We start from the raw sequence: 17612 nt of genomic DNA on the forward strand, positions 1-17612 counted from the left end.
CCAAAACATTCGTTCCGGCGCGGCCGCGCGCGCTTTATCGTGGGACATCGTTTAACTCCGCCCTCCCGCCATGTGCCAACTCCTCGCGATGAGCAGCCATAAACCGGCTGCGGTAGACTTTTCCTTTGCCGGCTTTGCCGAACGCGGCGGCCGCACCGGCGAGCACAAGGACGGTTGGGGCATCGCCCTGCACACCGCCAGCGGCTGCCGCCTGTACACCGATTACCTGCCGTCGATCCACTCGCCGCTGGCGGCGCAGCTCAAGCAGAGTCCGATCAAGGCGCGCAGCGTGGTGGCGCACATCCGCAAGGCCACGCAGGGCCGCGTGTCGCTGGAGAACAGCCACCCGTTCACGCGCGAGCTGTGGGGCCAGACCTGGTCGTTCGCGCACAACGGCGACCTCAAATTATTCGACCCCAATCCCAGCCTGTACGCGCCGTGGGGCGACACCGACAGCGAGCGCGCCTTCTGCCATCTGCTGTCCGGCCTGGCGCTACGCTTCGCCACGCAGCCGCCGCGCCACCTGCTGTACGCGGCGCTGGAAACGCTGGCCGGCGAGATCGCCAGCCACGGCGCCTTCAATTTCATCCTGTCCAATGGCGAACTGCTGTTCGCCCATTGCAGCACCGACCTGCACGTGGTGGTGCGCGAATATCCGTTCTCGGTGGCGCACCTGATCGATTGCGACCTCAGCATCGACTTCAACCGCCACAACCACCTCGACGACCGCATCGCCGTCATCGCCACCCAGCCGCTGACCTCCAACGAACGCTGGACGCAATTTGGCGCGGGCGAACTGAAATTGTTCGCCGGCGGCGTGGAAGTGGGGGCGGCGCCGGAACGGCGGGATAATCTGAAAGTGGCGTATTAACCGGTATTACAATTGCAAAACTTCTTGCGCTTGGGCGCGTTCGGGCACGTGGCGTCCTCGTCGAGCTGCTTCCAGAAGAACACCGTCTCCACGCCATACGGCGAGCGCACCTTGCCGGCGTCGGTGTAGCCGCGCGCGGCGAAGAAATCCTTGCCCGTGGCCGTGCTGTGCAGTTGCAGCGCCTTCACACCCCAGGCGCAGGCCTGCTCCTCGACCCGCTGCAGCAGCGCCTTGCCGACGCCGCGGCCGCGCGCCTCCGGCAGCAGATAGCACAAGGCCAGCTTGCCGGCGCCGGTCAGCAAGGCGACGCCGACAACCGTGCCTTCGCTGATCGCGACCAGCGAAAAATTGGTCGGCGAACTGAACCAGTTCGCCACCATCTGCGGCGTTTTATTGCCTAACCAGGCGTCCAGGATGGCGGGCTCGTTCCGATGATCCAGCTCGCAGCACTCCTTGATCGACCGGCGCAATACAGTGCACGCTGCCTCCGCGTCAGTTGAAGCAGCAATACGAATTTCAAGACTCATTTAGGCTCACAAAACATTACTTTAGTGCTGGTAACGACTATACACCATGCTGAGTAAGGCCGTCGGATGCCAGACTAGTGGGGATCAGGTATTTGCCCACGAATGTTTTCGACAATGCATATGCGATTCCTTTTCCGCGCGAAATTCTACACCAAGGCGGCCGCGCTCTGCTGCGGCTGCAGCAGCAGCGGCGTCGCCTGTTGCTGTTCGCGCATCAGGCGGCCGGTGATGCCCGGCTCGTCCCAGGTCGGGAAAAATACGGATAGAACGAGCGCTCGCTGGGAATCTGCTCCATCATGCCGCCGAACTTGCGGATTTGCTCGCCCATATAGGCCAGGTCCAGCCGCAGCAGCACGGCCGGCGCGCCGACGCGCGTGCACTGGCGCATGCCGCCAAAGTCGCTAAAGCCCAGCATGCGCTTGTAGAACATGACATGGCGCGGATTGACCTCGATCACGTAGTCGGTATAGCCGTGGATGTTGTGCGCGTAGATATAGGAGATATGGATCATCGAGGCGAACACGCGCTTGGAGACGCCGTGCTCGATGGCCAGCCGCGACGGCTCGCACAGGCGACGCCGGGCGGCACGCAGTTCGTCGAGCTTGTCGCGGAAATTCTCGTCGGCCGGCAGGCCGATTTCATCGTTGTCCAGGCACAGCGACATGGTGCCGACGGTGTCGCCACAGCTTTCTGCGAACAGCGTGATTTTGTTGGCGGCGTGGACCGCGTGCGGATCGACCGAGTAGCCGCGCCAGCCATACATTTTTTCAACAACATGCTGGCAGCTTCACGCCGGCCTTGCGAATTGGCCATGCGAATGTGAAACATTTGCTGATCCAGTGGATGGTCGAGGGCTGCTTCCGCCTGCCCTTCGCCGATTACGAGGTCATGTCTCACCCCGAATGAGACTATTGAGTCGTCCTCTTGCACTTTCAGCTTCCCGTTTGTTGCGCACAAAAAAACGGCAGCCTAGCATTTCGCCAGCAAATGCGCGCACGAATGTTAAATTGTGCGGTGCGGTGCGCCACAATTGGCGCTGGAATATCAATATGCCAAACGAGTATTAGACGTGGCCCCGAAAAGCCCCATAATTGGTGGTTCTACGCATATAGAAGTGCTTCTATTTTACGAAAGCTGATGATGACCACTAAAAATACCACGCGCCGCGTCGTTTTATCGTCGTTCCTGGCCGCCTCGGCCACCCTGCTCGGCCTGCCGCAAGCGCACGCGGCGGACGCCGTGCTGCTGAACGCCGCCTATGACGTCACGCGCGAGCTGTTCAAGGAAATTAATCCAGCCTTCAGCGCCCAGTGGAAGAAAACCACCGGCGAAAGCGTCGACGTCAACCAGTCGCACGGCGGCTCGTCCAAGCAGGCGCGCTCGGTGGCGGACGGCCTGGAAGCCTCGGTCGTGACCATGAACCAGGCCAACGACATCGACATCCTGGTCGAGCGCGGCGTGGTTTCGGCCGACTGGGCCAAGAAATTCCCGCACAATGCCTCGCCGTTCTACTCGACCATGGTGTACCCGGTGCGCAAGGGCAATCCGAAGCAGATCAAGGACTGGGCCGACCTGGCCAAGCCTGGCGTCAAGGTCATCATTCCCCACCCTAAAACCTCCGGCAACGGCCGCTACACCTACCTGGCCGCCTGGGGCGCCGTGATCAAGAAAGGCGGCAACGAAGCGCAGGCGCGCGACCTGGTCGGCAAGATCTTCAAGAACGTGCCGGTGCTGGACGCCGGCGGGCGCGGCGCCACCACCACCTTCACCCAGCGTGAAATCGGCGACGTGCTGGTGACGTTTGAAAACGAAGTCAACCTGGTGCGCGCGGAATTCGGCGACAAGTTCGACGTGGTCTATCCGTCGATCTCCATCCTGGCCGAATCGCCGGTGGCGGTGGTCGACAAGGTGGTCGACAAGCGCAACCTGCGCAAGCAGGCGACCGGCTACATCAACTTCCTGTACAGCGAAGAGGGGCAGGAAATCATCGCCAGGCACTCGCTGCGCCCGCGCTCGGAAAAAGCGTTCAAGAAATATAACGCCAATTTCCGCCAGGTCAGCCTGTTCACCATCGACGAGGTGTTCGGCGGCTGGAAGGCAGCCCAGGCCAAGCACTTTGCCGACGGCGCCGAGTTCGACAAGATTTATAACAAATAACATTATTCGGATAGATTCGTTTGCAAACGGCCGCCGCGCCCGTAATCTGGCTGCGTGAACCAACCAGACAAAAGGAAGCACGATGGCCATTTCTGAAATTAATGTACGCAATCAATTCCGTGGCAAGATCAAGGAAATCATCTTTGGCCCGGTCGTCTCGGAAGTCGATGTGGAAACCCAGCATGGCATCGTCACCTCGGTGATCACCTCGCGCTCGATCCAGGACCTGGACCTGAAAGTGGGCAGCGAAGTGATCGCGCTGGTGAAATCCACCGAAGTATCGATCGCCAAGATCGGCAACTAGGCAAGCCCCCGTCGCGGCCGCCGCCGCGACAGCAAGACCGCAGAAGCCCCGAGGACTCCCGCCTCGGGGCTTTTGTCTTCCCCCGTCGTTCCCGCGCAGGCGGGAACCCATACGCGACGACCAATGCGGCGCCAAGTCGATTCCCCCACGCAAGCATGCCATTAGCCCAGCCCACCCGCCTTCCTTAAGACCAGCTTAGGAATAAAAAAATAAAGGAATCCGCAACTTACACACGATAGACGAGAAGGCACTTTAATGTTATCGTCTATTCCCTAGAGAATATTGCCGTATAGCTAGAGTTATTTGGCTATTTTTACGCGCGCCACGTCGCCCCGACGTGTCCGATAGACTCCCTATTCCCTGATTTCAAACCATGCTGAAGAAAATTGTTGCTGTTTTGCTGAGCTCGTTTACCGCGGTGACGTTCGCCGCCGGTCCGCAGCTCGGCTCGCAGTCGGTACTGGTGGTCGAAGACGCCACCGGCAAAGTGCTGCTCGAAAAGAATGCCGATGAACAAGTGCCAATCGCCTCGCTGACCAAGCTGATGACCGCGATGGTGGTGCTGGACGCCAAACTCGACATGAACGAGATGATCGAAATCGATCGCGCTGACGTCGATACGCTGAAGCACAGCGCCTCGCGCGTGCCGGTCGGCGCCGAACTCTCGCGCGGCGATGTGCTGCAACTGGCGCTGATGTCGTCAGACAACCGCGCCGCCGCCTCGCTGGCCCGCACCTATCCTGGCGGCGCGCCGGCGTTCCGCATGGCGGTACGCAACAAGATCCGCACGCTGGGCCTGCGCCAGACCGTGATCGAAGAGCCGACCGGTTTGTCGCCGCACAATATGTCCACCGCCACCGATCTGGTCAAAATGGCAGCGGCCGCCTCGGCCTATCCGGAGATCCGCCGCATCACCACCGACACCAAGGACATCATCAAGATCAAGGGCCGCAAGGTCGAGTATCACAACACCAACCGCATGGTCGGCGCCAAGGGCTGGGACGTCGGCCTGTCGAAAACCGGCTATACCGAAGAGGCTGGTCGTTGCCTGATCATGCGCTTCAAATCCGGCGGCAAGAACAACACGCTGGTGCTGCTCAACGCCGGCGCGACGTCGGTGCGCAATATGGACGCGATCAAGATTCGCCGCCTGATCGCCGGGCCGGATGAGAAACCAAAAGTCATGAAAGCGTCGGTTAAGACCAAGAAAAAGGCGGTCAAGAAATCCAAGCGCGTGCGCCGCGCGATGTAAGCCTCCGTCGTTCCCGCGCAGGCGGGAACCCATACGGCGGTGGTCTGGCAAGCTCCGTATAGGTTCCCGCCTGCGCGGGAACGACGGTGCATGCCGGAATCCGGCATCAACGCGCCAAAGCCTGGCTTAATTACTCAGCAGCGTGCGCAAGCCGCTCGCCCGCTGGGTACGTTGACCGATGGCATCGAGCAACACCTGCCCATTCGGCGTAAGTAACGTAAAGTAGTCACGCGCACGGGTAATGCCGGTGTAAATCAACTCCCGCGCCAGCATGCCGCCGCCATCTTTGGGCAACACCATGGCAGTGTGCGCGAACTCCGAGCCCTGCGATTTATGCACCGTCATCGCAAATGCGGTCTCGACGTTTCTTAACCTGGTGGCAAGCACGCTACGCACCGTCTCCCCTTCCGAGAAGTACACGCGCAGCGCGCCCGCACGCGCCGGATCGGCCAGCGTCAGGCCGATATCGCCGTTAAAAACGCCGGTCGCATAATCATTGCGCGTGACCATGACCGGCCGGCCGACATACCATTCGCCGCTGCGCTTGAGCAGGCCGGCCGTCTGCAATCTGTGCTCGATTGCCTCGTTCAAGCCGGCAACGCCCCACTCCCCTTCACGCACGGCGCACAGGATGCGGAAGCGCTCAAACGCCTGCAGTACCGATTTCACCCAAGCAAGTTGTACGATCTCATCCGGCTCCAGCGGCGGACTTTTCAGCAATTGCAAATACTCACGATAGCCGCCCTTGGCGCCGGAACGGCCGTTCAGCGCCAGTTGCAACAGGTCGGCCGACTGCGCCAGATCGGTCCACGCGACTTTGCCGTCTTGCCCTTCGCGCAACACCCGTAGCGCCGCCGCAGCGTCGCCGCTATTAACCGCCAGCGCCAGCGCACCGATCGGCCCGCCAAAACGCCGGCTCTCGCGCAGCATCACCGTCTGCTGGGCGATCGGCGCGCCCCGGCCTTCGAAACGCGCGGGAATCTGCTGGCCGGTGCTGGCGTGCACATACGACAAGGTTTCCGGCAGATAGTCGCCTGCCTCGGCGTTGTGGCACAGGTCGCCCAGCACCGCGCCGGCCTCCACCGACGCCAGCTGGTCCTTGTCGCCGAGCAAAATCAACGTGGCAGAATCCGGCAGCGCGGCCAGCAGCGCCGACATCATTTCCAGGTGGATCATCGACGCCTCATCGACGATCAGCACATCCACATCGAGCTGATTGCCGGCGTTGTACTGGAAAGCGCGCGTGTCCGGCCGCGCCCCGAGCAGGCTGTGCAGCGTGCGCGCGGCGCCCATCCGCGCGGCCAGCTCGCGCAGCGGCAACTCGCCGCCAACCTTGTGCGCCAGTTCGTCCAGCGCCGTATCGATCGATTGCTTCAGCCGCGCGGCCGCCTTGCCGGTCGGCGCGGCCAGCGCCACGCGCAGGCCGGCTTGCTGGTCGCCGGCGGTGGCGAACAGCAAGGCCAGCAGGCGCGCCACGGTATATGTCTTGCCGGTGCCGGGGCCGCCGGTGATGATGCCCAGCTTGCCGCGCATGGCCACCGCGCACGCCACTTTCTGCCAATCGACGCCGCCGCCGCGCGGCATGCGGGAACAGCACGTCGAGCCAGCGGCGGATTTGCGCCGTCTGCGCCTCGTCATCGAGCGGCAGCAGGCCGCCCAGCGCGCGCCCGCGCACCGCCTTGGCCACGTGCGTTTCGTCCTGCCAGTAGCGGCGCAGGTAAAGGCGCTCGCCGTCCAGCACCAGCGGCTGGTGGTCGTCCGCGCTATGGGCCGGCCAGACCTGCGCGCAGCCGAGCAGCAGCGCGCGCCACGCCGCCGTGGTTTCCGGCCAGTGGCCGACGGTCGCGCGCAGATCGCGCCACTCGTCGCCGCTCCAGCCCAATAGCGCGGCCGGATCGGCGTTAAGCTCATCGAGCATCAGGCAGCTGTGGCCACGCCCTTCCAGTTCGGACAGCAGCACGCAGGCCATCATCAGCTGCGGCGAGCTGTCGCCCAGCGAGGCGATGAAGCGCGCGAACGCGCCACTGAGGCGGCGCAGCTGGCCGGCTTCGGTCAGCGCACCGACTTGCGCGAAAAATTCCTCATTCATTGCTTGCACCCAGCAGGCTATCCAGCCCGTCCAGCAGTTCAGGTTCCGGCGCGATCCAGTAGCAGCCGCGCGTCTGTGTATTGCCTATGCCGCGCAAGAACATGAAGATGGCGCCGCCCAACTGCTGCGACGGATCGTAGGCCTCGCCCAGGCGGCTTTGCAGCAGCCGGTGCAGCGCCAGCATATAGATCGCGCCCTGAATATCGTAGCGATGCTCGGCCATCGCGGCGACCAGCGCCGGCTCGTGGTAGGCCGCATCGCCGCCGCCCAGCGCGTTCGACTTGTAGTCGAGTATCCAATAGCGCCCTTCATGCTCGAACACCAGGTCGCAGAAACCTTTCAGCATACCGTGCAGCTCGCGCTCCGGCAGCGCGGGCCGCGAGGCGCCGCCCAGCAGGTGCCTGGCGCACAGCTTGTCCAGCGCGCTGGTGCCGAGACGCTCGCTGGGGAACCAGAACTCCATCTCCGGCAGCGGCGACTCGATAGCGCTGAGGGGCGCGTTCAGGTGCGGCAGCGGCGTGGTGGCAAGCTCGCGCAGCCAGGCCAGCGTGTCCTCAAGGCGGTTGCCCCAGCCCGCGCGCTCGACGCGGCGCGTCAGGCGCGCTTCGAAATTTTCCTGGCCGACGATGGCAAAGCCCTCCTGCCCCATCCACTCAAGCTGCTCGTGCAGGAAGTTACCGGGCACGGAGCCGCGCGGGAAGCGGTGCCAGGGCATGTCCTCGACCCGCAGCGGCATCAGCGTGGCCGGCGGCGCGCCGTCTTCCAGCAGCTTTTCCTGCGCGGCGTCGCGCGGCACAGGACCGGCGGCGCTGATGGTGCCGGTCGGCCCGGTACGGCGGGCCAGCGAGCTGAAACTGCCGACCGACCAGTCACGCTCGAAGTGACCGGCATAGTGCTGCGGCTCCAGCAGCGGCGGGCGATGTTCGACGCGGCTCAAGCGCGTCGGCGGCTGCGTGTTCATCTCCAGCGTGGCGATGCTGATGTCGGCGCACTCCTGGCAGGCATGCCGCCAGCGCTCCAGCATCAGGTCAGACGGCAGCGGCGCGCCGCCGGTCAGCAGGTAGCCGAGCGCGGATTCATGCAGCGTGTTGTCGCCCGCCTTGCGCCCCGACAGCGCCGTCACGCCCAGCCACAGGAAATGGCGCGCGCGCGTCAGCGCCACGTACATCAGGCGCAGGTCTTCCTGCAGGCGCGCCTGCTCGACCAGATCGAGCGCGGCGTCGGTCAGCGCCATGTCGATCTGGCGCACGCCGTCGTCGTCGCTGAATTCAAAGAAGCTGCGGTTGCGGCGCTCCACCTTGCGCGCGGTGACGGCAAACGGCAGGTACACCAGCGGATACTCCAGCCCCTTGGACTTGTGCACCGTGACCACCTTCACCAGTTCCGCGTCGCTCTCCAGGCGCAGCACCCGTTCGTCGCCGGCGCCTTCGCCACCTTCGATCTGTTCGGCGAGCCAGCGTATCAGCGCCTGTTCGCCATCCAGCTGGCGGCTGGCCGATTGCAGCAGTTCCGCCAGATGCAGCAGATTGGTCAGGCGCCGCTCGCCGCCCACCTGTTGCAGCAAGGCCGCCGGCAGTTGCAGGTCGTGGATGAAACGGCGCAGCATCGCCAGCACGCCCTGGCGCTGCCAGATGATACGCAGCGCCTTCAGTTGTTCGACGCGCTCCTCCCACGCCAGTTCGTCCGACGACAGGCGCGCCAGTTCGGCCAGCGGCAGGCCGGCGGTGCGCGTGGCGAAGGCCGCCCGCGCCAGCGCGCCGTCGAGCGGATTGGCGACGGCCGACAGCCAGCGCAGCACGTCGGCCGCCTCCTCGCTGTCGGTCACCGAATCCTTGTCCGACAGGTAGACGCTAGGCACGCCGCGCCGTTGCAGCGCGCGGCGGATGGCCGACGCCTCCTTGCGGTCGCGCACCAGCACCGCGATATCGGCCGGCTTGAGGCGTTCGAACGCCTCGCCCTGGAATCCGGTGCGTTCATCGTTAAGACGCGCGACGATGTCCTCGGCACAGTAGTGGGCGAAGAAATCACGGTAGCTGTCGGCCTTCAGGTCCTGCGCGGCGCTGCAGGCCAGCACCAGTGCCGGCACATCGCCGCTGGCGCCGACCATGCGCTCCTTGCGGCCCTTGGCGCCAACCGCCTCGAACGGCAGCGGGTTCTCGCGCGTTTTCGGATTGCGGAAACGGAAGGCGCCGCGGGCAAAGCCTTCGCCGTCGCCGCGCCCCTCGGCGTTGAGGAACAGGTGATTGACCGCCTCCACCACCGGCCTGGTCGACCGGTAGTTGGTACCCAGCTGATAATGGCGGCCGGCGGTGGCGCGGCGCGCGGCCAGGTAACTGTGGATATCGGCGCCGCGGAAGCCGTAGATCGACTGCTTGGGATCGCCGATCAGGAACAGCCCCGTTTCCGGATCGTTGTCCGCCACGCGGTACAGCGCATTGAAAATCTGGTACTGGTTGGGCGCCGTATCCTGGAACTCGTCGACCAGCGCCACCGGATACTGATCGGTGATGCGCTTGCGCAGCGCGGCGCCGTTCTCGCCTTGCAGCGCGGCGTTCAGGCGGTCCAGCATGTCGGCAAAGCCGAACTGGCGGCTGCGCTTTTTCAGTTCGGCCATGCGCGCGGCCACCGAGGCGGCGGCGTGGCGGTACAGCGCGTGCGACAGCGGCTCCATTTCCGCCAGCGCGAACTTCAACGGCAGCGTGGCCTCGAAGTCTTCCGGCACCACGGTGCTGAAGTTCTTGGCGAAAGCATCTTCCACGCCTTCGGTCGTCAGGCGGTTCCAGGCGGTATCCGAGATATCGGGCTTGAAGCTGACCGGATTTTGCGACCACTCGCGCAGGCCATTGAACCACGCCACCAGCGAATCGGGCCGCATCTTGTTCCCGTTCAGGCATTTGGGATCGGCCGCGCGCAGTTGCGCGATCCACTGCTCCATGCGGTTGGCGCGCTCGTACCAGCCGGCCTTCAGCCCGGCGAGTTGCGCCTGCTGTTCGCGCTGCACGTTGGCGATCAATACGCCGAGCGATTCGCCGCCCGCCCCGCCGATGATGTCGGCGCGCCTGGCCAGCTCACGGATCGAGCGCTTCAAGGCGCCGACGTCGCTCCAGCACGACAGCAGCGCTTCCAGCGAATCGGCGTTGAGCGGATAGACCTGCTGGCGCCAGTAATCGTGGGCGGCGTCCTCGAACAGCGCCTGCTCGTCGCTGACCAGTTCTTCGTCGAACAGGCTGCCGCTGTCGAAGGCGTGCTCGCGCAGCATGCGCTGGCACCAGGCGTCGATGGTGAAGATGGCCGCTTCGTCCATCGTTTCCGCCGCCAGTTGCAGGCGGTGCGCGGCCTGCTGCCGGGCCGCGTGGTCCGGGTAGGATTCGAGAATCTGGTCCAGGTATTCATCCGGCCTGGCGTGCGGCGCCGCTTCGCGGAAGTACGCGGCCGCCTCCACCAGCCGTTCGCGCACGCGGTTGGACAGCTCGCGCGTGGCGGCGCGGGTGAAGGTCATCACCAGGATATCGGCCGGCAGCAGCGGGCGCTTGTAGGCGTCCTCGCCGCCGTGCCCCAGCACCAACCGCACATACAGCGCGGCGATGGTCCACGTCTTGCCGGTGCCGGCGCTGGCCTCGATCAGGCGCGAGCCGTGCAGCGGAAAGGTCAAAGGGGCGAGTTGGTTTGCTACGTTGCTCATGCCGCGTCCTCGGCTTCGATCTGGGCGACCGTGATACATTGTTCCATCCAGTCTGCGAGCGGACCATACAAGGCGCGCGACACGTCATGGAAATCCGGTTCCGCGCTCAACGCCGAGAAGTCCGGCCATACGCGGCGCAGGCACAGATCGTGGTTTTCGCCATTGGCGTCGAAACCGCCGTCGTACACCGCGCGCGGATCGCCGTCGCCCACCAGCGCCAGCGCGGTCTTGCAGGCCGTGGGCAGCGGGCGGTTCATGCCGTCGCGCCACAGGCACACCAGTTCGCGCAGCGCCTCCCGCGCCTGTTCAGGATCAAGCGGCATCATGGTGACGATGGCGTCGCGCGCCACCAGGTGGCCGGTGACCTGCATGCCGGTGGCCGATATCGCCAGTTGGCGCAGCCAGGCCGCGATCAATTTGTCGCCGCGCGGCTTGCCCTGCTTGTCCGCCACGCGCGACGACATCTGCGCCAGCCACACGGTTTCGTTGCCGTTGGTGCGCAGCTGGTCGATCCAGTCGTCCAGCGGCACGCCGGCCAGTTCCAGGTTCAGCGCGACCTTCGGCGCCGCCAGGCTGTAATGCTGGCGCAGCGTGAGCCAGGCGCAGCGCACCGGCACCAGCGCATCCACCAGCTTGTTCTGGTACTGCTGGCCGATCAGGCCGATCGGCAACCTGCCTTCGCGCGCCAGGCGTTCGGCGCGCTGCGTCAGCTGGTCGTAGACCTCTTCGATCAGTTCCGGCGTTTGCGCGTCGTCCAGCATGGTGTCTTCCAGCACGTAGCGTTGCAAGGCGTCGAGCGAAAACGGTTCCTCGTCCTCGCCCACCAGCGCCGCTTCGCCGAACATCACGCCGAGCCGCTGGCGGAAGAAGAAGCGCACGGGCTGGCGCACGAAGTTGTGCAGGCTGGCCAGCTTGAGACGGAATTTGTCGTCGATCTCGAACGGCGGCAGCGCGGCCGCCCCGGTGGCGTCGCCCTCCCCGCCATGCGCCTCGCGCCATTCGCGCGCGTAGGTCAGCAAGCCGCCGGCCTCGAAATAGCGGCGGCTGAACGGTTGCAGCGCATGTTCGGTGGTGCGCGCATGCAGGTCGAGCCGCCAGCCACCGACCAGGTAATCGCGCAGCTGCGACACCAGCACCGACGGCGGCTGCTCGCTGTTGTCGCGCACATTGCGCCCGACCCAGCTGATATACAGCTTGTCGCGCGCCGCCAGCACCGCTTCCAGCATCAGATAGCGGTCGTCGTCGCGGCGCGAGCGGTCGCCGGGGCGCGACATGCCGGGCAGCGCCAGCAGGTCGAAGTCCGCCTTCGGCGCGCGGCGCGGGAAGTCGCCGTCATTCATGCCAAGCAGGCACACCACGCGGAACGGCACGGCGCGCATCGGCATCAGCGTGCAGAAGGTGACGCCGCCGGAGACGAATTGGTGGTTCAGCGTGGGCTCGTCCATCAGGCCAAGCCAGGCTTCGCGCAGCACGGCCAGCGGCACGGCTTCTTCGTAGCCGGCGCCTTCGCAGGTGTCCAGCCAGTTGTTCAGGGCGTCGTCCAGCTGGGCGAGCGTGAGGCGGTCGCCTTCTTCCGTGGCCTTGAAGAAGGCCGCCAGCAGCGCGCGCGCCTGCACGCCCCATTCGGCGGGCGAGCGCGACTCGGCCAGCACCGCGCGCCAGTGCAGCAGCGCCTCGACCAGTTGCGCCAGCGAGCCGGCCAGCGCGGCATCGAGCCCGCCGACTTCGGCATAGGGCTCGATGCCGGCGTAGCTGCCGGCGTCACCGCTGGCGTAACCGAGCAGCATGCGCCGCACGCCGAAGATCCAGGCATTCTGTTCGCCGGCCGGTCCGAGACCGAGGCCGCTGCGGTGCTGCTGGTCCAGTCCCCAGCGCACGCCCGAGCCTTCGATCCACAGGCCCAGCGTTGGCAGGTCTTCCTCGTGCAGGCCGAAGCGGCCGGCCAGCGCGGGCACGTCCAGCAGGTCGCGCACCTCGCTTTGACGGCAGCGCTGCTGCGGCAATCGCAGCAGCCATTCCAGCGCCACCAGCAGCGGGTTGACGCTGCGGTCATTGACGTCGCCGATCTCGAACGGGATGTAGCGCGCGTCGCTGCGGCGGTGCTGCGCAAACACCGCGTGGATGGCGGCCGAGAAGGTGTCGATGTCCGGCACCATCACCACCACGTCGCGCGGGCGCAGCGGACGGCCGGCGCGTTCGGCGTCGGCGAACATGTGCAGCAGCTGGTCATGCAGCACCTCGACCTCACGCTGCACGCTGTGGGTAACGTGGAATTCGATGGAACGGTCGTGCTCCGCCGGCGGCGCCTGTGGATGCTCGGACAGCGGCAACAGCTCGCGCACCGCCGCCTGCACCTGCGTCAGCAAGGTATCGCCCTCGCCTTCGCTGAACAGGTCGACCCGCAGCGGCGCCACGTCGTCGTGTTCGGCCGCATGGGCTTGCGCGGCCTCGTCGAATTCATCCAGCATGCGCACGAAGTCGCGGCCTTGCCGCCCCCAGCTGGCCAGCAGCGGGTGGCTGTGGGCGTGCAATTCTTCCAGCGGGATTTGTCCCAGGTCCTGGCCATTGCGCAGCTGCTGGCGGCGGTGGGCGCTGCGCAGCAGGTCGCGGCCCTCGATGATGTCGCCCCAGTAGTACTGGCAGGGATTCGGCACGGCCAGCAGCACCTGCGTGTAGCGGGCGATGGAGGCCAGCGCCTGCAAGGTCTGGAACGGCAGCGCCGAGACGCCGAAGATCACCACGCGGCGCGGCAGGCGGCCCATCGGCTCCTCGCCGGCGGCGCTGGCGCGCACGAATTCGGTGTGTACGGTGGCGCGGCCCAGCTCGCGCTCGTGCGGCGCAACGTCGGCCATGACGGCCCGCCACAACTGGCCTTGCCAGCGCTGCTCGTCCGGCAGCGGCGTGACGTCGCCGCGGGCGTTGCGCAACTGGTCGCGGCCGGCGGCCCAGTCGTCCAGCCAGTCGGCGCGATAAACCTGGTATTGGTCGAACAAATCGGCCAGGCGCTCGGCCAGTTGCAGCCGGCGCTCCGCCTCGCCATCGGCAAGGAAGTGGCGCAGCGGCGCGAACACCGGATCGGCCAGCAAGGTGGGCAGCAACCGCATCAGGCGCCAGGTCAGCGGCCCCTTGTCGAAGGCGGAGATGGGCGGCACGCGCTCGCGCCCCAGCATGCCGCGATAGGCGTCCCACAGGAAGCGGGCCGGCAGCGCCACGCGCGAGGCGGCGCAGATGCCGATTTCCTCGGCCAGCGCGATCTTCAGCCATTCGGCCACGCCGTTCGACTGCACCAGGAAGATTTCCGGCTGCAGCGCCCCGAGCGGGTGGTTGCGCAGCCATTGGAAGACGGCGGCGCGCAACTGTTCCATCTGATTGCCGTGCAAGATCAGCAGGCCGGGAGTGATGCCAGGGTGCATAGAGCTGTTTGTTATGATCGAAACCGTATTATCGCTCTAGCTTGGGTCGTATGCCAGCAGTTCCTGTTCCATCAGTTGATCCAGCACAGCGAGCATCGCATGCAGCTGCTCGATCAGACGCCGGGCGTTGCCGGCGTCGGCGTCGCCGCGCACCTGTTCGAGGGCATAGCACAACTCCCCGAACTGCATGGCGCCGACGGCGCGCGCGGCGGATTTGGTGCGGTGGCCCAGCTCCGCCAGATGGGCCAGGTCTTCCAGCGCCACCGCCTCATCCATTTCGGCCAGCGCGCCGCGCGCGGAAGTCAGGAACAGCAGCGCGTATTTGCGCATCTTGTCGGCCTTGCCGCCAAACGTCTGCGCCAGCGCCTCGACATCGAACAGCGCAGCCGGCGCCGCCGGTTCCGGCGCGGGGGCGGCGACCGGCGGCTGGCGCAGCGGGAATACGGGCGGCGACGGCAGCACCGCCAATGCTTCGGGCGCCGAGAAGTAGGAAGGCGGCGGCGGCACGGGCTGGCGCGCCAGCTGGCTGGCCGCCCTGGCCCGCTGATTCATCCACTTCGACAGCATGTTGAACAGCTGCTTGGGCGCGATCGGCTTGGTGACAAATTCGTCCATGCCGGCGTCGAGGCAGCGCTGCTGGTCGCCGCGCCCGGCGTTGGCGGTCATGGCGATGATCAGCGTGGCGGCCAGTTTCGGATGGGCGCGGATCAGGCGCGTGGCCTCGTAGCCGTCCATCACCGGCATCTGCACGTCCATCAGCACGCCATCGAAGTGCTCCTTGAGCAGCAGGTCGATGGCTTCCTTGCCGTTGTTGGCGACGCAGACGGTGGCGCCGGCGTCCTCCAGCAGCTCCTGCCCGACCTGCTGGCTGAAGATATTGTCCTCCACCAGCAGGATCGAGGCGCCGCGTATGCTGTCGAGCACCTCGGGCTGCACCGCCTCGTCGCTCGGCGCCAGCAGGGACACGCCCTTGGCCAGGCGCGCCGTGAACCAGAAGGTGCTGCCCTCGCCCGGCTTGCTGTCGACGCCAACGCCGCCGCCCATCAGTTCCGCCAGCTGCTTGCTGATCACCAGCCCCAGGCCGGTGCCGCCGTAGCGCCGGGTGGTCGAGGTGTCCGCCTGATGGAAGGACTGGAACAGCTGCGCCACCTGCTCGCCGGTCATGCCGATGCCATAATCGATGACCTCGAACCGCACCATGATGTAGCTGTCGCGCTCCTCCACCGGCCGCGCGCGGACGATGATCTTGCCGTTATCGGAGAACTTGATCGCATTGCTGACGAAATTCAGCAGCACCTGCTCCAGCCGCAGCGGATCGCCGCGCAGCTGGTGCGACAGGCCCGGCCAGATTTCATACACCAGTTCCAGCCCGCGCGCCTGCGCGCTTTCACCCAGTTGGCTGGAGATGTTCGCCAGCAGCGCATCGAGCGTGAAGTCCAGCACCTCCAGGTCCATCTTGCCGGCTTCGATCTTGGAGAAGTCGAGGATGTCGTTGATGATGCCCAGCAGGTGCTGGCCGGAGTGATAAATCTTCTGCAAATAGTCGCGCTGCTTCGGATGCGTGACCGATTTCAGCGCCAGGTGCGCCATGCCGATAATGGAGTTCATCGGCGTGCGGATCTCGTGGCTCATATTGGACAGGAAATCGCTCTTCGCCTGGTTGGCCGCATCGGCTTCGTCCTTCAGCTTGTGCAGCGCCGTCACATCGGTCGCCAGGCCGATCACCGCGTTGACCGAGCGTCCCAGTTCCACCGGCACCTTGACGGTCCACAGGTGCTGCACCGCGCCGTCGCTGCCGACGAACTGTGTTTCGCCGGTGCGCTTGAGGCCATCGGCAAACACCGGGCGTTCCTGCGCCCAGGCGGCATCGGCTTCGGCGGCCGGCATCAGCTCCCGATCCAGCTTGCCGATGATCTCCTCCACCGGACGGCCCATGCATTCGGCCATGCGGGCGTTGACGTAGCGGAAGCGGCGGTTCTGGTCCTTCATGTAGACCTGGGCGTCGATGTTGTTCAGCACCGTATCGAGCAGCACGCCCTGCTTGATGGCGCGCCGGCGCGACGCGTACAGCACGAAGACATAGCTGTACAGCAGCAGCGTGCCGGCAAAGCCGGTCAGCGCGGCCAGCCACGGGAAATACAGGTCGAAAGGCGTCAGCAACACGTCGCGGTGGACTTGGAACTGCGCCTTCCACAGATTGCCGTGGAAATCGATCGGCAGCACGGTCTGTAGATCGTCCGGCCGCTGGTTGGGCAGCGGCGTCGCGGTCATGGCGCCGGCGTCATTGAACAGCAGCCGGTCGGTGCTCTCGATGACCAGGCGGCGCTGATCGACGCTGGCGCTGCCATCGGCGTAGAGCTGCAGGTGCATTTGCCGCACCCGCATCTCGTCGATGGCGACCTGGATCAGCTTGGGAACGCTGAAGCCCGCGCCCACCGAACCGAGATAGGCGGCGCGCCGTTCGGCCACCGTCGTCAACGGCATGCCGCGGCGGTACACCGGCAGCCGCACGCCAAGTCCATAATGCGGCGCCGGATGCTGGACCACGATCGGCTGGCCGGAGGCGGCGACGCCGCCGGTGTCGCGCGACAGCTCCAGCATGCGGGCGATGGCCGGCGTCGCGGCCAGGTCGACGCCATGGCGCTCCGCCACCATCGGCTCCAGGTAGGTCAGCACCGTGTACTCGGGCCGGCGCCCCGGCGGCGTGATGTCGAAGCCAGGATGGCCTTCGGCGCGCACGCCGGCGACGAAAGCGTCGCGGCCGGAGTCGCTCACCGACGGCGCCCAGTTCAGCGCTTCGATGGCCGGGAAGTGCTGCGCAATATCGAGGCTGGCAACGTACTGGTGGAACTGCTGGCGGGTGACGTGGTCGGTGGTCTGGAACAGCGCCGCCACGCCGCGCGTCAGGTCCGAATAGGATTTGATGCGCGCGGCAATGCTGTACTGCGTGCTGCGCGCCAGGTTTTCAAACCGTTGTTGCGCGTCCTCGTCGACGGTGCGCAGCGCGGCGCTGTAGAGCAGTGCGCCAACGCCGCTGGCCAACAGGCATCCCACGCCCCAGAACATCAGGCGCGGTCCCCGTCTTCCCTGTCTGCTGTTAGCCGATTTAAGCATGCATCATCACTTTAATAGCGGAAATATTTTGCATCACAGCAGCATACTATCAATGCCACGCGGGAACCAGAGAAACAATTGGTGAGAATTAATCGTGCGGGGATTGAATTTTCAACGGAACCTTATACAGTAAGGATCGCTCTAAGTGATGAGGCTGTCTCATGGAGGCGATCATGCGCGTATTTTTGACGACATTCGGGGTC

At 65.4% G+C, this 17612-nt stretch carries 11 protein-coding genes and 1 pseudogene; 5 read left to right on the forward strand and 7 right to left on the reverse strand.

The genetic code is table 11. From position 1 onward, the window contains the following. Positions 1 to 70 precede the first annotated feature (70 nt). The gene (locus tag ACRQ5J_RS17905) at positions 71 to 871 is read left to right on the forward strand and encodes a class II glutamine amidotransferase (protein ID WP_432378544.1); all 801 of its coding nucleotides are present in this window, start codon (positions 71 to 73) and stop codon (positions 869 to 871) included. On the opposite strand, the gene ACRQ5J_RS17910 is transcribed toward ACRQ5J_RS17905, so the two are convergent. Then, positions 868 to 1341, reverse strand: coding sequence for a GNAT family N-acetyltransferase (locus ACRQ5J_RS17910; protein WP_432378545.1), 474 nt, complete (start codon positions 1339 to 1341; stop codon positions 868 to 870). The genes ACRQ5J_RS17905 and ACRQ5J_RS17910 overlap by 4 nt on opposite strands. 271 nt (positions 1342 to 1612) lie before the next feature. Next, entirely contained in the window at positions 1613 to 2161 is a 549-nt protein-coding gene (locus tag ACRQ5J_RS17915; protein WP_432378547.1) for an N-acyl amino acid synthase FeeM domain-containing protein, read from the reverse strand. Between the two features lie 377 nt (positions 2162 to 2538). Between ACRQ5J_RS17915 and ACRQ5J_RS17920 the strand changes: the two genes are divergently transcribed. The 3 genes from ACRQ5J_RS17920 to ACRQ5J_RS17930 all read left to right on the forward strand — a co-directional run bounded on the left by ACRQ5J_RS17920 (position 2539) and on the right by ACRQ5J_RS17930 (position 5111). Continuing rightward, complete coding sequence (locus ACRQ5J_RS17920; protein WP_432378549.1) at positions 2539 to 3555, forward strand: sulfate ABC transporter substrate-binding protein; 1017 nt, start codon at positions 2539 to 2541, stop codon at positions 3553 to 3555. A gap of 82 nt (positions 3556 to 3637) precedes the next feature. Further along, on the forward strand, positions 3638 to 3859 hold the full coding sequence (locus tag ACRQ5J_RS17925) for a TOBE domain-containing protein (RefSeq protein WP_090178885.1): 222 nt from the start codon (positions 3638 to 3640) through the stop codon (positions 3857 to 3859). 373 nt (positions 3860 to 4232) lie between these two features. Beyond that, complete coding sequence (locus ACRQ5J_RS17930) at positions 4233 to 5111, forward strand: serine hydrolase (RefSeq protein ID WP_432378551.1); 879 nt, start codon at positions 4233 to 4235, stop codon at positions 5109 to 5111. Positions 5112 to 5237: 126 nt separating this feature from the next. On the opposite strand, the gene recD is transcribed toward ACRQ5J_RS17930, so the two are convergent. Next, positions 5238 to 6695 carry an exodeoxyribonuclease V subunit alpha gene (gene recD / locus ACRQ5J_RS17935; protein ID WP_432378553.1) on the reverse strand — a complete coding sequence of 486 codons (1458 nt, stop codon included), beginning with the start codon at positions 6693 to 6695 and terminating at the stop codon, positions 5238 to 5240. Between recD and ACRQ5J_RS17940 the strand changes: the two genes are divergently transcribed. Further along, positions 6694 to 6996 (forward strand): hypothetical protein, encoded by a 303-nt coding sequence (locus ACRQ5J_RS17940; RefSeq protein ID WP_432383727.1) that lies wholly within the window; start codon positions 6694 to 6696, stop codon positions 6994 to 6996. The two genes, recD and ACRQ5J_RS17940, sit on opposite strands and share 2 nt — an antisense overlap. Here ACRQ5J_RS17940 and ACRQ5J_RS17945 read toward each other — a convergent pair. The 4 genes and pseudogenes from ACRQ5J_RS17945 to ACRQ5J_RS17960 all read right to left on the reverse strand — a co-directional run. Beyond that, positions 6889 to 7200, reverse strand: a pseudogene (locus tag ACRQ5J_RS17945) (exodeoxyribonuclease V subunit alpha); the annotation flags it as partial. The gene ACRQ5J_RS17940 and the pseudogene ACRQ5J_RS17945 sit on opposite strands and share 108 nt — an antisense overlap. After that, complete coding sequence (gene recB, locus ACRQ5J_RS17950; RefSeq protein WP_432378555.1) at positions 7193 to 10882, reverse strand: exodeoxyribonuclease V subunit beta; 3690 nt, start codon at positions 10880 to 10882, stop codon at positions 7193 to 7195. The pseudogene ACRQ5J_RS17945 and the gene recB, both read right to left, overlap by 8 nt. Further along, positions 10879 to 14295, reverse strand: coding sequence for an exodeoxyribonuclease V subunit gamma (gene recC, locus ACRQ5J_RS17955; RefSeq protein WP_432378557.1), 3417 nt, complete (start codon positions 14293 to 14295; stop codon positions 10879 to 10881). The genes recB and recC overlap by 4 nt, the downstream gene beginning before the upstream one ends. 36 nt (positions 14296 to 14331) lie before the next feature. After that, complete coding sequence (locus ACRQ5J_RS17960) at positions 14332 to 17337, reverse strand: CHASE domain-containing protein (protein WP_432378558.1); 3006 nt, start codon at positions 17335 to 17337, stop codon at positions 14332 to 14334. Positions 17338 to 17612 lie beyond the last annotated feature (275 nt).

Source organism: Duganella sp. P38, from assembly GCF_050859475.1.
In the GTDB taxonomy this organism is placed as follows: Bacteria; Pseudomonadota; Gammaproteobacteria; order Burkholderiales; family Burkholderiaceae_D; genus Rugamonas.